This window comes from Streptomyces carpinensis (assembly GCF_002154505.1).
GTDB classification, from domain to species: domain Bacteria; phylum Actinomycetota; class Actinomycetes; order Streptomycetales; family Streptomycetaceae; genus Streptomyces; species Streptomyces carpinensis.
Genome location: NZ_MUBM01000020.1, coordinates 24502 through 39518, shown reverse-complemented (window position 1 = coordinate 39518; position 15017 = coordinate 24502). Strand labels below are relative to the sequence as shown.

The 15017-nt window shown below is 69.5% G+C and carries 14 protein-coding genes and 1 pseudogene; 6 read left to right on the top strand and 9 right to left on the bottom strand.

The genetic code is table 11. The features are described from left to right. The first annotated feature begins 646 nt into the window (after positions 1-646). Complete coding sequence (locus BZY54_RS03930; protein WP_208640540.1) at positions 647-961, top strand: hypothetical protein; 315 nt, start codon at positions 647-649, stop codon at positions 959-961. Between the two features lie 592 nt (positions 962-1553). On the opposite strand, the pseudogene BZY54_RS52760 reads toward BZY54_RS03930, so the two are convergent. The 5 genes and pseudogenes from BZY54_RS52760 to BZY54_RS03905 all read right to left on the bottom strand — a co-directional run. Then, a pseudogene (locus BZY54_RS52760) lies at positions 1554-1706 on the bottom strand (serine/threonine protein kinase); the annotation flags it as partial. 340 nt (positions 1707-2046) lie between these two features. Then, positions 2047-2994, bottom strand: coding sequence for a PfkB family carbohydrate kinase (locus tag BZY54_RS03920; protein ID WP_086723125.1), 948 nt, complete (start codon positions 2992-2994; stop codon positions 2047-2049). Further along, a complete protein-coding gene (locus BZY54_RS03915) occupies positions 2994-4496 on the bottom strand; it encodes a purine-cytosine permease family protein (RefSeq protein WP_244216945.1) in 1503 nt (500 codons plus the stop codon). Before BZY54_RS03915 ends, BZY54_RS03920 begins: the two co-directional genes overlap by 1 nt. Before the next feature lie 120 nt (positions 4497-4616). Beyond that, positions 4617-5621 carry an ADP-ribosylglycohydrolase family protein gene (locus BZY54_RS03910; protein ID WP_167413939.1) on the bottom strand — a complete coding sequence of 335 codons (1005 nt, stop codon included), beginning with the start codon at positions 5619-5621 and terminating at the stop codon, positions 4617-4619. A 20-nt stretch (positions 5622-5641) separates the two neighbouring features. Then, positions 5642-6373, bottom strand: coding sequence for a GntR family transcriptional regulator (locus tag BZY54_RS03905; protein ID WP_086723146.1), 732 nt, complete (start codon positions 6371-6373; stop codon positions 5642-5644). 255 nt (positions 6374-6628) lie between these two features. On the opposite strand from BZY54_RS03905, the gene BZY54_RS03900 reads away from it, so the two are divergent. After that, a complete protein-coding gene (locus BZY54_RS03900; RefSeq protein ID WP_244216944.1) occupies positions 6629-7276 on the top strand; it encodes a hypothetical protein in 648 nt (215 codons plus the stop codon). A 283-nt stretch (positions 7277-7559) separates the two neighbouring features. On the opposite strand, the gene BZY54_RS03895 is transcribed toward BZY54_RS03900, so the two are convergent. Then, a complete protein-coding gene (locus BZY54_RS03895; RefSeq protein WP_086723121.1) occupies positions 7560-8138 on the bottom strand; it encodes a maltokinase N-terminal cap-like domain-containing protein in 579 nt (192 codons plus the stop codon). 349 nt (positions 8139-8487) lie between these two features. Here BZY54_RS03895 and BZY54_RS03890 point away from each other — a divergent pair, with 349 nt between their 5' ends. Next, on the top strand, positions 8488-9117 hold the full coding sequence (locus BZY54_RS03890; RefSeq protein ID WP_086723120.1) for a DUF3887 domain-containing protein: 630 nt from the start codon (positions 8488-8490) through the stop codon (positions 9115-9117). Positions 9118-9222: 105 nt separating this feature from the next. Continuing rightward, positions 9223-9387 (top strand): PLDc N-terminal domain-containing protein, encoded by a 165-nt coding sequence (locus BZY54_RS03885; RefSeq protein ID WP_086723119.1) that lies wholly within the window; start codon positions 9223-9225, stop codon positions 9385-9387. Positions 9388-9577: 190 nt separating this feature from the next. On the opposite strand, the gene BZY54_RS03880 is transcribed toward BZY54_RS03885, so the two are convergent. Together BZY54_RS03880 and BZY54_RS03875 are read right to left on the bottom strand one after the other, a co-directional pair. Further along, complete coding sequence (locus tag BZY54_RS03880; RefSeq protein WP_244216943.1) at positions 9578-10447, bottom strand: DNA alkylation repair protein; 870 nt, start codon at positions 10445-10447, stop codon at positions 9578-9580. A 209-nt stretch (positions 10448-10656) separates the two neighbouring features. Continuing rightward, positions 10657-11508 carry an MBL fold metallo-hydrolase gene (locus BZY54_RS03875; RefSeq protein WP_086723118.1) on the bottom strand — a complete coding sequence of 284 codons (852 nt, stop codon included), beginning with the start codon at positions 11506-11508 and terminating at the stop codon, positions 10657-10659. A 299-nt stretch (positions 11509-11807) separates the two neighbouring features. Here BZY54_RS03875 and BZY54_RS03870 point away from each other — a divergent pair, with 299 nt between their 5' ends. Continuing rightward, positions 11808-13241: a magnesium transporter CorA family protein gene (locus tag BZY54_RS03870; protein WP_244216942.1), complete on the top strand. Its 1434-nt coding sequence runs from the start codon at positions 11808-11810 to the stop codon at positions 13239-13241. Between the two features lie 166 nt (positions 13242-13407). Then, complete coding sequence (locus tag BZY54_RS03865; protein WP_086723116.1) at positions 13408-14628, top strand: metallophosphoesterase; 1221 nt, start codon at positions 13408-13410, stop codon at positions 14626-14628. 107 nt (positions 14629-14735) lie between these two features. Here the strand turns inward: BZY54_RS03865 and BZY54_RS50755 are convergent, their stop codons facing one another. Then, on the bottom strand, positions 14736-14957 hold the full coding sequence (locus BZY54_RS50755) for a hypothetical protein (protein ID WP_158103808.1): 222 nt from the start codon (positions 14955-14957) through the stop codon (positions 14736-14738). Positions 14958-15017: the final 60 nt, after the last annotated feature.

Genomic DNA, 15017 nt, shown 5'->3' with positions numbered 1-15017 from the left:
GGCCCCACCCGGCCCCAGCCTCGAGCATGCCGGGCGGGCAGTCGTCTGCCTTGACAGGCCCGGCCCTCATGGGTGCGCGGACGCGGAATCCGCTGAACCAACCGGACAAGGTCGACCAGCTCGCGAACCACCGGAGTCTCGGCGCTGGCGTTGTCAAGTTGCTGTTTACGCAGGCGAGTTGAGGTGCGTTGGAGATGCGTTCGGCGCCTCTGTGTCGGGAAACGGAGCGTCAGCCACCGCGCCGGTCCACGACCGTACTGAGTGCCACGCAAGGTGCACCCCTCCGCCGTGCAGTCCCCACTGTCGGTGGCCGGCAGATCGACGCCCACCGTCGTCGGAGGCAGTCGGAATGGGTGGTTCCGTGGTATTGATAGCGCAGTTGAGGGAGTTGGCGGGCGGGGGCGCTGTGCTGGGCAGGGGTGCGGCCGCGGCGGCGGTGGTGGTCTTCACGGCTGGTCTGCTGGGCCTGGTCGGCTGCTCGTTGGAGGGCGGCGGGGTTGCGCCGCCGACGGCCGCGTCGACCGGTGGCGTGACTACCTCCGCCGCCTCGCCGTTACCCAACTCAACCACTGGCTCCACGTCCCCCTCGGCTCCCGGCAGCCCGACCTTGGTCCCCGTCACCGGGCCCGATCAGAAGTTGGTGTCCATGACCGTCACCGGCGGCTTCGCGGGCGTCCACCAGTTGGTCATTCTCCGGGGCGATGGCACCGTCTACGCCAGCGAGAAAGGCCAGCCGGTCGTCCGCCGCACCAGCGCGGCCCAGTTCAAGGACTTGCGTACGCTGCTCGGAGATCCGACGCTGGCCGACGTTCCCGACTTCACCATGAACATGGGGGCGGTCGACATGCTCCAGTACACGCTGCAGTTCAACGGCCGTACAGTCATGACGGACCGCTCCAGCGACGAGCCCGCGCTGGACCGGCTCATCGATGCCCTCAGCGCCTGGTTATCGAAGAAGTGACTTCGAACCCCGCGAGCCGTCAACTTTGCCGAAGCCGGTGGCCCGGACGCCGCGGCGTGAACAAGTGCCACCTGGCTCTGTTCATGAGAATGGGTTCTGGCTCCTTCTGTAGAGGGGCTCACCGACTGTGATGTCGGTGGCGTCTGCTGGGATGGCCGCAGTCTGTGCCCTGCGGTGTCCTGCGCGTGTCCTGGACGGGCAGTCAGAAGGCGCCCCGTTCCTGCCTGCTCACCGTCGCAGTCGATTTCTGTCCCTCCGGCGAGCACCGTGTCCTGGCGCGAGTCCCCTACCGCGAAGCCGCCGAGCGGTTTCGCGTCTGGTTGGCCGAGACCGCCCCTGCCGTGGCCGCCGCGGCCGGTCCTGACCGCTTGGACGGCCTCCCTGCCCAGTTCCGGCCAGTCATCGCGGACACCAGCGGCGAGGGCCTGGCACTGTTCTGAGCGAGCACCGGGAGACCTGACACCTCAACGTCACCTCGCAGCTGCCGGCCCCCTACAAGGTCACCCCGCATGTCCAGCGAAATACGCGGCAGAGTTCGAGCCCGCCGCAAAGCCGTACCCACGCCTGAGGGTGATAACTCAGTTATCACCCCCGAGACATGCTCCTCGTGCACCACCTTCACAGCGACGGTGCGCCCGCCGTCGGACCGTGCGAGGAACACCCTCCCCATGCCACCGGCGCCGAGCCGCCCGAGCAGCAGGTACGCCCGGATCCGCGCCGGGTCCAAGGTGGTGAGCGGTTCGATGCCCCCGCCGAAGCGGTCGTCCCGCCGGGTGGTGTGGCCCCGGCCACGGACAAGCCCGGAGGGTGAGGGGTGGTTTTTTGCAGGGTGGCGCCCGTCCCGCCCAGTCGCGGGCTCAGTTCTGGCGTTCGGTGTCGATGGTGTCGAAGCTGACTCGTTGAGCGGCCATCACGGGGTCCTGTGGGGCCGCGAATCGCAGCTGCGGTCGCGGTCCTGAGGGCCGAGGATCGCAACGTCGATTTCGCCCGGGCGGGGTGTGGCCGCAGCCGGGCAAGCTGCTGGGGAAGGGAGGCTTCGAGCCCGGCGAAGGAGGCGGTGCGTGAAACGTCCCTTCCCCAGGCTCCTAATCTGCGCCAGGGCGGGCGATGACCGCGTCGATCTCTTCCGCGGTTGGCGCGGTCGCCGGTCCTTGCCGGGTGACGGCGATGGCAGCGGCGACGTTCGCGCGGCGGGTCGCGTCGAGGAGGTCGGTTCCGCGTGCGAGGCAGGCCATGAGGACCCCGGTGTGTGCGTCGCCGGCACCGTTGGTGTCGACCGGGGTGACGGCGTGCGCGGGCACGTGTCGGACGCCGATGCGGTCGGCGACGTAGGTGCCGCGGCCACCGTCGCGCACCAGCACCGCCGCCGGCAGCAGGCCGGCGAGCGCCTCGGCGAGTTCGGCGGGCGTGATGCCCTCGGGCACTGTGCCGGTGAGCCGGCCGAGCGTGAGGCCCGCCTCACGGGCGTTGAGCGTCCAGACTGTGGCCCGGGCCGTGATGGCCGCCCAGGCCGCCTCGGAGATCTCGGTGAGCAGGGGAGCGGGGTCGAAGACGACCGCCGCCTGCGGGTCGATGGCAGGCAGCCAGCCGGTCAGCGACGCGCCGTTGGTCGGGTGCCGCAGGGAGTACCCGGTGACGTAGACGACGTCGTCGGGTCGCACGGCGACGGCGTCCAGGTGCTCGGGTGTCACCTGCCCCTCGGCGCCGAGCGCCGAGACGAAGGTGCGCTCCGCGTCGGCGTCGACGATGGCGACGCTCACGCCGGTGTCGAGGCCGGCGACCGGTGGGTTGGGCGCCGCGATGCGCTCGGCCTGGAGGGCGGCGTGCACCTTGTCGCCGAAGGGTCCGGTCCCGACGGTACCGAGGTAGACGACGTCGGCTCTGTCCCGCGCGGCGGCGGCCATGACATTGAAGCCGCCGCCGGCGGTGAGCTCGAACTGGTGGGCGTAGATATCGCCGCCGACGGGCGGCATCGCGGGCACGCGCATGACGAGGTCGACGATCGCCTGCCCGGTGTGCAGTAGGCGGCCCATCAGCGCTGCCCCGTCCGTGCCGTGGTGCGGGCCCCGCCGAGGGCGAGGTAGCCGAGGAACGCGACGGCGAACGTCACGAGCCAGCCGAGCCCGTTCTGCCCGATCCAGGTGCCGTGCCACGCGCCGGTGAACCAGGGCCCGTCGGCAGGGCCGGCCTGGGTGAACAGGTAGCCGACGACGATCGCCACGGCCCAGCAGGCGACGGCGCGCCACTCGGCTCCGGCGTGGTACCAGTACCGGGACCGGGGAGCGAGGTCGAGCAGGTCGTCGTCGCCGTAGTCGTGGCGGCGGAGCAGGTCGGCGATGAAGACGCCGACCCACGCGGTGATCGGGACGGCGAGCAGCGTGATGAACGAGATGAACGGGTCGTAGAAGTTGTCGGCGATGAGCATGAAGTAGATCGAGCCGAGCGTGGTGACGACGACGTCGACGACGACGGCGTACACCCGCCGGATCGGCACGCCGAGGGTCAGGGTGGTCAGGCCGGCCGAGTACACCGACATGTGGTTCGAGACGAGCAGCCCGCCGAACGCGGTGACGAGGTAGATGACCGACATCCAGGCCGGCATGACATCGGTCAGTGCCGCGACGGGGCCGTTGGCGGCTGCCGCGAGCTTGGAGTCGCCGGACCCGAGCACGCCGCCGAGCGAGATGAGCAGGACGAGCGGGACGCCGGCGCCCGCCGCGGCGCTGGCGACCAGGTGGGTGCCGCGCACCCGGTCGGACTGGTAGCGGGACATGTCGGCTCCGGCGTTGGCCCAGCCGATGCCGGTGCCGCCGGCGATGGTGCCGATGCCGGCGACGAGCGCGGCTGTCGAGCCCGCCTTCGTGGCGGTGACTGCGGTCCAGTCCACGTGCGTGAGCAGGTACACGGCGACCACGATGTTCAGCGCGCCGAAGATCCAGGTGGCCCACTTCTGGATGACCAGGAGCGTGGCGTGGCCGAGGCCGGAGACGGTGACGGTGCAGGCGACGAAGATCAGGATGCTCACCACCGCGATGACGGGCACGTCCTTGGCGTTGCTGCTGGTGCCGAAGAAGATCCCGCACAGTGCGGTGAGCGCGAACGCTGCCGTCGACGTGTTGACGGTCTCCCAGCCGAGCCGGGACAGCAGAGACACGAGCGTGGGGCCGATGTTCCCGCGTACACCGAAGACGGCGCGGGAGAGCGTCAGGCTGGGGGCGTGGCCGCGGCGGCCGGCGATCGAGATGACGCCGACGAGCGCGAACGAGCCGAACGACCCGATCGTGGCCGCGACGATCGCCTGCCAGAGGTTGAGGCCGCTCTGGATCAGCGCGATGCCGAGCGGCAGGCCCAGGATCGAGATGTTGGCCGCGAACCAGGCCCAGAACAGTTGCAGTGGGCGGCCGTTGCGCTCGGCGGGCGGAACCGGCTCGATGCCCCGCTGCTCGATGCGCCCGAGGCGCGGCCGCTCCTGGAGGGCGGCTGCGGTGGGCGAGCCTGTCGCCGGGCCCTGGGGCACGGCACTAGATTTGGTCACGACACTCTCCTTTGAGTTCGCGAGCGCGGCGTCGAGGGTCGAACTGGGCGCCGTCGCCCGTGTGGGGCGTTGTGTTCGGGTCCGCCGGGTCTTGCCCGGCCCGGCGGGACCTGGGCGGAGTCAGTGGAGCCGTTCGTGTCGAAGGCTGAGCAGGCCCTGGACGAGGGGTTCCGGCTTCAGGTCGTTGACGGTCAGGACCTGGCCGACAACGTCGCTGGGCCACGCGGCCATTCCGTGGTGCGCGCCGAGGATTGCGCCGGCGATCGCCGCGATCGTGTCGGTGTCGCCGCCGACCTGCGCCGCGAGGCACAGGGCGTGGAAGGGGTCGTCCGCGAAGCGTGTGGCCAGTGCAAACGCGGCGGGCACGGACTCCTGCGAGGCGACCGAGGTGCCGACAATCTCGTAGAGGGCGTCGAGCACATCGGCCTCTGGGAGGCCCGCGACCAGCTTGACCGCCCACCGAATACGGGCGGACACGGAGCCGCCGGCGACCCAGTTGCCGACGCGCTCGAGGGGCGCGGCGGCGTCAGCCGCGGAGCGGGCGCCGTCGAGTACCGACAGGCCCGGGTCGTCCAGGGCGCCGGAGACGGCGGCCGCGACCGCCGCGGCCGCGCTCAGCCCGAGACCGGTGTTGTGCGTGAGCCGCGACGCTTCGACGACGGCCTCGGCCAGCGACCCGTCCGTGCTCGGGAAGGCGATGCCGACCGGGGTGATGCGCATCGCGGCCCCGTTCGTGGTGCCCCGGCCGCCGGGGTCGTCCTGCGGCCCGGCGCCGGCCTGGATGGCCGCGATCGCGGCCTTGGTCGAGGGGCCGAGCAGATCGAGCGACCCGCGGTCCGCCATGCCCTTCTCCCAGGCCGCCAGCGCATCGGCGAATTCGGCCGGTGCGATATGGCCGCCCCCGGCGATCAGCAGCCGGGCGACGAGGACCGTCTGCTCGGTGTCGTCCGTGACCGACCCGGCCCGCATGGACGGCGCGATGGGCTGGTCGGCCACAGCGTCGCGCAGCCCGGTGATCCGGCCGTAGGTGGTGGCGATCCGCTCGCGGCTCATCGACTGCGTGGGCATCCCCAGCGCGTCGCCGATGGCCAGACCGACGAGGGCGGCGGTGGCTCGGTCAGTCACGGTCTCGAGGCTCGGCCTCGTCACAGTGTGCCTCCAAAGTTGATGACGATACGGAAGTGATCCGGGTCCAGGAGCGCCGCCACGTGCTCGACGAACCCGCCGTCCGCACCGAACGACGTGCGGGCGGTGCCCAGGAACGCGCATCCCTCGGGGCGGTCCAGGATGCGGGCGTCGTCGGCGTCGAGCGGGACGAGCCGCACCTGCTGGCTCCCGCTGACCGGGCGTATCCCGGCCCGCTGCAGCGTCGCCCAGATCGATCCGTCGATCAGGCCCGTGACGGGCAGGTCGGCGAGAATCCCGGTGGCGGGCAGGAACGATGACTCGTAGGAGACGGCGGTGCCGTCGTGGAGCCTGCGGATCCTGCGGACCCGGACGGCGTGGTCGGCGGCCAGGGCCGCGTCCGTCAGCGCCTCGGGCGGCAGCGCCGTCGTGTCCCAGGGGACAGAAGCGATGTCGAGGACCTCGGTGGTGATGTCGCTCCCGGCGCTGCGCAGGGCGCGCGCCCAGCCGAGCGACTGGTCCAGGGCCACCCCGTCGAAGGTCACGAACGAGCCGATGCCCGAGCGGGTCGCGATGAGGTTGCGCTGCTGGAGTTCCTGGAGTGCCTGGCGGATCGTCCCGCGCGAGACGGCGAAGCGTCGGGCGAGCTCGTTCTCGCCGTCCAGTTGGTCGCCCGGCTTGAGCTCACCGCTGCGGATGGCCCGGGCGAGAGTCTCGACGATGCGGGACCGCTTATGTGCTCCGATAGACATGTACAGTACCTGTACACCCATTCTCCGGGTGTGTCCAGAGGTGGCTGGCGGACAGTCGTGGCGCTGACGGGGCGTCGCGTGTGTCGTCGACCTCGATCCGTACCGGACCGAGTCCGTCGGCGGCGAACGCGCTTTTAACCGGCATCGGCCGACAGATCACTCGCGATGGCGGCTGACGGTCTCGGTTCGTGGGCGGCGCCTTCTGAGCGAAGACGGTCCGCCTAAGATCACCGTTCGAGGGGTGGTGACATGGCCATGAGGAACTACCGGTGGGGCGTGGCGATCGCGGCGGCACTGCTGCTGCCCGGCTGTGGCGGTGGCGCGGAGAGCGACAGCGGGAACGGCAAGGCGGTGGCGCTCACGAAGGAACAAGTACGGGAGACGTTGCCGGATGGCGAGGCCATGACGGGTTGGAAGGAGTCCGCTCGGCCCACGGCCGTGGAGATGGACAAGCTCTACCGTTCGCAGGCCTGCCCCATCAAGAACAACGCGGGCTGCGAGAACTCCCGCTTCTACGGCGCCTCGACCTTCCGGCACGACGACAACGCCGCCACCGTCACCTTTCTGATCATCGCCTACGACAGCGAACAGGCCGCCCGGGAGGCGTACGACGTGCTCTGGGACGGCTACTACGGCAAGAGGGCGGGACAGAGGGCCAAGACGTTCGGGATCGGCCCGATCGGTGACGAGCGCGACGCTCGATTCGGTTCCTCCGGCTTCCGCGGCGAGCCCGGCGCCGTGACCCAGACCCGGGTCGGCACGACGCTGCTGTGGACCGAGGCGGCTTCCGCGGACAAGGGCGGCATCGACGAGGACGGAGTCCGGGACCTGGCCACGGTGCTTGCCAAGCGGGCCCGACAGGCCCAGAACGGGGACGCACCTTCCGCCGCGCTCGACGGCTGACCGGGCGGCCATTGCGCAGGCCCGCCTGCTGGAACGCTGGAGGCTGCGCAATCGTGCAATCCCGGGGCTGGCCGACCAGGCCGCGCTGCATGCCGATGCGCAGTGATGCCGGCTGATGTGCAGTCTCTGGCCGGACGGGGGTGACGTCGAGGGGCTGGTTGGTGCCCCATCCGGTGGTTGCCGTGTGAAGTTCTGCGTGTTTCCGGTTCCTGGACAACTCCACTGCTGGGACGAACGCCCGAACCGCCGACCATGACCCCACGCCCACTGTCCGCGCGACCTCTTACCGTGGCACCACGGCCGCGAGTACGCCCCGTGCAGCCGTTCCGTTTGGCCAGGTCCACCCGGCGACGAGGCGCCTGGACGGCCTCTGCGCAGCCTCCGCCGGCCGCAGGACGCGGTTGACGCGAACGTCAAGCCCGTCGTCAGGGCCAGTGCCGTGCACAGTGACGGTCGGATCAGGGGTGTCGCTCTTGCTCTGGTGCTGCGGCATCGCCTCGCCGCGCAGGAGCGCGCGCAACTGCGCCATCACCACCGGGTCGTGGACGCCATCGTAGATCCACCGGGTGCCGAGCACCCCATGCTCAGAAGTGCCGATCAGTGCCTCGCCGGGGCCGCCCTCCAGCGCCTCACCGCGGTAGGCCATCGGCACCCGATACGCCACCGGCTCCTGCGCGGTGGCGTCCACCACCACCATGAACTCGATCCCGACCGCGCCCTCCGGATCGTCCAAACGGAACCCGCCGGCCTTAACCAGTTCCGGCGTTGCTGCGTTGCCCAGGTACCAGCTCTGTTTCGGCAGCCACTCGGTGAGCAACTCCAGCTTGGTGGGCGTCATGGTGGTGTGGTGGATGGAGGCCATGCGAGCTCCCTTACGCGTAGGTCTGGGTCCGTCCTCCAACGGGATGTGATCGAACCTATAGGAAGCAGCCGAGCTTCCCGGTCGGCAGGAGTGACTCGGAGACTCCCCGTTGTCCTTGTGGCCTCTGACAGCCACCTTCCCGACCTGCAGGAAGCTCTGGGTCTCCGACTGCGTCGCCCGTATGCCACCGCTGCCCCTGCTGACGCTCCGGCCCGCCAAGGGGCTGTCTACGCGATCTGAGCAATCGGCAAGAGTTGTGGATCGCCTGGATCCGGGTGCTGACGCGTCGACCGACTGCACTCGTAAAGGATTTCTTGACATCGGCCATGTGTAAAGCCATCCTTTACACATGGCCGATCCTCCTCAGACCCTGACTGCCCTCAGCGGCCTGCTGGCCGAGCAGGCATCGCTCCTGGCCCAGGCGGTGGGCAGTCCGCTCACCTCTCCCGCCTACCTCGACCTGGTCCGGCGTGCACGGGACGTCGACGACGTGGCGGAACAGGTGCTCAAGCTCTGCGTACAGCAATGCCGGGACGCCGGCCACACCTGGCAGGAGATCGGTGATCTGCTCGGAGTCACCCGCCAAGCCGCCTTCCAGCGGTTCGGCAAGCCCATCGATCCTCGGACTGGAGAACCCATGGACAAGACAGTGCGCATGGCCGGAGCCGCAGAACGTGCGATCGCGATCGTCACGGCTGTCCTCGAAGGGCGCATGGACGAAGCCCGGCAGTCCTTCAACGCGCAGGTCCTGGAGGCATTCACCGACGAGGTCCGGGGCAGCGGCCTGGCCACGGTCACCGGCCTGGTCGGCGCGTTCGAGGGCTTCGGCGAGGGCGAGCCGTTCGTCCGCCGAATCGGCGACCACACGGTCGTCGACATCCCGCTGCGCTATGAGGCCGGCGACATGAAGGCCCGGGTCGCGTTCGACACGGACGAGAAGGTCGCCGGAATCTTCATCCTCGCCCCCGAAACCCCGTAAGACGCTGCCCCGCCCCGTCGCGGGGTGAGGGCTGCCCTCCCCGAGAGACCTCCCGTGTTGGCCGACTCCCTCAGTTCACCGCCACCCACGCCATGGATCGCGATCGTGCCGCTGATCGCGATCGTCCCCGCGGTCCTCTGCATGATCGACATCTCTCGGCACCCAGACACACGGCAGTTCCCGCCACAGGCCTGGCTGGCCATCTGCGCCTTCGGGAACATCTTCGGCCTCCTCGCCTACCTCACGTTCGGCCGCAGCGAAGACCGGTGACGGTGGCCACGTACGCCAGTCACTGCCGCGTTCCTCTCTCTCCTGGAGGGGCTTGGGCCTGGAGAACGTCGCGGTCACAGTGGGCCAGTGATGCCGTACCCGGCACTCAGCAGGCTTCCCGAGGACAGCGACGCAGAGCTGTGCAAGGCCTGTCGCGGGGAGGCCGGGGAGGCAGTCGAGACAGCCGGTCTCAGGGCGCAGGTTGCTGCCCGGGCCGGCGCCGGGGCGTCGTATCGGGTCGCGCCGGGGTTTGCTCCCGGGCCGATCGTCGCTTTACGAACCGTGCGCGCTCGGCCGGCGCAAGCCGCTCCGTCGCATAGCGCACGGTGATGCGCGGCAGCTCGCCGAGATGCCGGTCGAGGAAGGCCACCATCAGTGGCTCGTCCCGACGGCCGATCTCCCGCAGCATCCAGCCGAGCGCCTTGTGGATCAACGGTTCCGGATCCTGGCGCAACGTCAGGACCAGCCGGAGCGTCGGCCCGAAGCGTCCCTCGCGGATCAGCGCCAGCGTGGCGAGCACCGCGATCCGGCGGTCCCACAGCCACGATGACGTGGCCAGTTCGTCCAGGACCCGCAGATCCCCCTCCAGCAACCATGGCCCGAGTACGACGTGCGCGGAACCGTCAACCAGGTCCCAGTTGTCCACGCAGTCGGTACGCGCCAGATAGAAGTCGACCAGCGCCTTGCGGTCTCCGCCGCGCGCACTGCGCCCCTGCTCGGCCAGGACCAGCAGCCCGGCGAATCGCTCCTCGTGGACATGGCTGTGCAGCAGTACGTCCACATCGTCGAGCGACAGGCCACGGTAGGAACGTGCCAGCTTGCGCAGCACCGGCACGCGTACGCCGAGCAGTTCGTCGTCTCCCACACGGCTGAGCACTCGCTCCTGCTGCGCCCGCACAGCCGGTTCCGCCAGATCCCGTAACTCGGCTCGTAATGCCTTGAGCGAAGCGACCGTCATGACGGCGGACGCTAGCACGGGACCGTTTGGGATCGGGTCGACCGAGGCGGTGTGCAAGTGGACCACCTCCTCTACGCCCAGGTATTCCTCGGCGGCGACCACCGTGATACCGCCGTCTCGGACACCTTCGACATCCCGGCAGACCAGCCCGGCAGCACGGCCCTACAACAGCGGGCCGTGCGGCGGAAACCGGCAACAACGGCGGCGCCTCTGAACCGCCCGGTAGCCGGCGGGCCCTCGATGACCGACGACGCGGGCCGCAACGCCGCCCACGGTCGTGCCGGCCGATCAGCGCAGCCTGCGGGCCTGGATCAGTGCGGGTGTCCGTCGTCCAGGGCGAAGCGCAGGTAGCGCTCCGCGGAGCGGCGTACGGCCGCCGATCCGTCGCCGGTGACCACGCGCCCCCAGAACGCCCCGTAGATGCGCGCGAACTCGAAGGGCTCGACCAGTTCGAGCGCACGGCGGATGGTGCGCGGCCGCTCCGGGATGAAGTTGGGGATGCTGTACATGAAGCTGACCCACCGGCGGTCCGCCACCACCATGAAGATGTCACCGCTGAACAGCGCACCGCGTCCGTCCGGGGCGTCGGCCCAGTGGAGCACGGTGCCGCCGGCGAAGTGTGTGCCCGCGTTGATCAGCGTCAGGCCCGGCGCGATCCGATGGGTGTCGCCGGACCAGTACTCGACCACCGGATCCGGCCGGGGGACCCACGCGCGGTCCGCGGCGTGCACGTACACCGGAGCGTCGAAGGCGCGGCCCCACTCGGTCATCACGCCGTAGAAGTGCGGATGGCTGACAGCGACCGCGCTGATCCCGCCCAACTGCTCGACCTCGGCGGCAAGGTCGTCGTCGAGGTAGCCCAGGCAGTCCCACAGCACGTTGCCGGCCGGGGAGCGGACCAGCAGCGCGCGCTGGCCGACCCCTACCGAGGGCTCGGCGCCGATCCCGACCACACCGGGCCCCTCCTCCTGCAGCCGGCCGTGGTGGCCGTCGCCGCGCAGCTCGGCCAGGCTGGTCCAGTGCTGGCCGTCCCAGCCGACGTACTGGCGCTCGTCCAGGCAGACCGGGCAGTCCTCGCGCGGCGCCGCGTACTGCACCCCGCAGACACGGCAGATCGGCAGTTCCAGTCCTTGAACCGGCGAAGGTCGCTTCAAAGGCGGCATGGAAACCTTCCAGACGATGGATGTCGATGGCTTGTCGTCACCGCCCGAGCCTAGGAAGTGCCGGGTCCCGGGCGCTTCGGTCCCAAGTCGTGCCTGCGCTCGGTCTTTGATCCTGGACCCAAGGCTCGCCGCGACCGGTGGCGTTGCGGCGGTACCCGATCCGTCGGCGGTCCCGTTGAGCGACCCCTCGGTCGTGCCCGCGTCCGCGGCGCCGGACCTCGCCGCGGGCGGCTGACATGGACGGTCGACGCTCAGGTCCTGAAACAGCGCACGCCCCCGGTCGGCGGTTCGTCCAGATCATGGCCGAGCCGAGTGATCTGTCCGATGCCCGCTGGGCGTTGACCGAGCCGGTACTCAGTGCCTGGCGGGCCGAGCGGCGCGCCCTCGTTGCGCCGACCCCTCCCGCATCTGAGCGCGGCCGCGACGCAGCCCGTCCGGACATGAGGCAACGGACCGGAGACGAGCCGGGGCACCAGCAGGTTGGCTTCAGGTCTCCATGCTCGGAGGCGTGGTGGGCGTGCGTCACCCTCACCGCGTACCTCTGCGCAACGGCGCCGGCCTGGCTACGCGCCCTCGGCGCCGGATGGCCCGAGGTCGCCCTTCTGGCAGGCATGCCCGTCGGCCGTACGGCATTGATGCCTGACGGCAGTGTTCCGGACAGCACGGACGTGATTGATGCGCAGGATAGGCGCCGAGCGTGGGACACGTCACCCGCACCTGTCACAGATTCTTACCCGAGTTCCCTACGGTTTGGCGCCATGACTCGAACACGGCTCTACCGGAGCGGCACGTTGGTGCTGGAGGACTTCCCGACCGCCGACATATCGGAATACGTGAGCGACCCGGACGTGGCGGTCTGGCTCGACCTGTGCGACCCGTGTTCCGCCGACTTCGCGATGATCAGTGAGGAGTTCGGACTTCATGAACTCGCCGTGGAGGATGCCCGCCAGCCGCACCAGCGTCCCAAGCTCGACCGTTACCGTACGCACGCCTTCCTGAGCGCCTACGCAGTCAGTACGGACCAGAGTACCGGTCGGCTGTCGGCCAGCGAGTTGTCGGTGTTCATCACTCCCACAGCTCTGATCACCATCCGGCCCGACGACGGTTTCGACATCGAAAAGGTCGTCGAACGCTGGGACAACAACAGCGATCTCGCCAAATACGGTGTGGGATTCCTGCTGCACGGGCTGCTGGACCTCATAGTCGACGGCCACTTCGTCGCGGTCCAGGACTTGGACGACCGCATCGAAGCCCTCGAGGACCTGCTCTTCGACGACGGACGCGAGCACATGGACAGCGTTCAGCGTGACTCGTACGCGCTACGCAAAAGCTTGACGAAGCTGCGCCGCGTGGTCATTCCGATGAGGGAGGTCGTCAACAGCCTTCTTCGACGAGACCTGCACATCGTCGCCGAGCCGCTGCTTCCCTACTATCAGGACGTCTACGATCACGTCCTCAGAGCCACTGAGTGGACCGAGTCCTTGCGAGACATGATCACCTCGATCATGGAGACCAACCTGACCGTCCAGGGCAACCGCATGAACCTGATCATGAAGAAGGTCACCAGTTGGGCCTCGATCATCGCCGTACCCACGGCCGTCACAGGCTTCTACGGACAGAACGTGCCCTATCCCGGCATCAATACCCATATCGGCTTCCTCACGTCCACCGGTGTCATGACGGTCGGCTCGGTGATCCTTTACCGGGCCTTCAAGCGCAAGGACTGGATCTGACGCGGGACAGTCAACTTTCCCTCCGGGGAGGTGACTGCGGCGGAGTCTTCCCATCCCGCAGAGAACCCTTCGCCCCAAGGAGCCGCCCTCATGAACGCCGGTCCTGCCGACCCGAAGTCGACCGGATACAGTGCGCGAGACGGCAGTCTGGTCAGGGAGGGAAAGCGTGACCGACACCAGCAGCACCCGGCCCGCCGAGGGTGAAGCGCAAGCGCCGCGGCCGAGCCGACTGCACCGCCTGATGCGCTACATCCCCCTGATCGCCCCCGTCCTGCTGTGGGCCGTGCCCTGCTGGGTGCTCCTGCACGCCGGCCAGCGCTGGCCGCTGCCCGTCACGCTGGTCGGCACCGCCCTGTTCGCTCTCGGCCTCATCTGTATGCCGCTCGCGATGGTACGCGGCCACGGCCGGCGCCAGCAGGACCGGGCGGCGATCACCGGTGACACCCTGCTGGGCACCAGCTGGGTCCTGTTCACCTGGTCCGTTCTGCTCGGCGTCCTCCTGCGGCTCGCCCTGACCGTGGCCGGCGTCGGCGAGAGTCAGGACCGGGCCCGAATCGTCACTTGGGCCGTCCTCGGCGTAACCGCCGTACTACTCGCCTGGGGGTACGCCGAGGCCCGCCGCGTGCCACGCGTGCGCCGACTCGACGTGCAACTCCCGCGACTGGGTGCCGGGCTGGACGGTCTCCGCGTCGTCCTCATCACCGACACCCACTACGGCCCACTCGATCGCGCCCGCTGGTCGGCACGGGTGTGCGAGACGGTGAACACCCTGGAAGCCGACCTGGTCTGCCACACCGGCGACATCGCGGACGGCACAGCCGAACGCCGCCGCGCCCAGGCCACCCCACTCGGTACCGTGCGGGCCACCCATGCCCGCGTATACGTCACCGGCAACCACGAGTACTACAGCGAGGCCCAGGGATGGGTCGACCTGATGGACGAGCTGGGCTGGGAGCCGCTGCGCAACCGCCATCTTCTCCTCGAACGCGGAGGCGACACCCTCGTGGTCGCCGGCGTTGACGACGTCACCGCCGAGTCCTCCGGCCTGGCAGGCCATCGCGCCCACCTCGCCGGAGCCCTGAACGGCGCCGACGCCGACCTGCCCGTCCTGCTCTTGGCACACCAGCCCAAGTTCGTCGACCGGGCGGCAGCCGCCGGCATCGACCTCCAACTCTCCGGCCACACCCACGGCGGCCAGATCTGGCCCTTCCACCACCTCGTTCGCATCGACCAGCCCGCCCTCGCCGGCCTCAGCCACCACGGCGCCCGCACTCTCCTCTACACCAGCCGCGGCACCGGCTTCTGGGGCCCACCCTTCCGCGTCTTCGCCCCCAGCGAGATCACCCTGCTCGTGCTCCGCTCCCCACACCTGCCCACCTCGCCGTAGCACTGGGCAGGTCAACACATCCCTTTGGAGCTGTCCACTAGCTGAGGGGTGTGGGGCGCGGCGTCGACAGATGACCCGGCTCGTCTCGCTGAGAGGTCGTAACACGATCATGGGCCTGCCTTCTTGAGGCGTCTCCAGCAGATGAGGCTGCAGGCTAACGAGACGAAGGCGTCGTGGAGTTCGGTTCGGCGTTCCCAACGGACGTCGAGGCGCTTGAACTGGTGGAGCAGGGCGAAGGTCTGCTCGACGACGTAGCGGAGTTTGCCCAGGCTCTTGATATCCGGGGCGCCCTTGCGGGAGGTGACCGGCAGGATCCGCCGCTTGCGCAACTCTTCCCCAACTGCCTTACGCCGTTGCGCCACTGCACGGCGCCGGACCGTGCCGGCGTG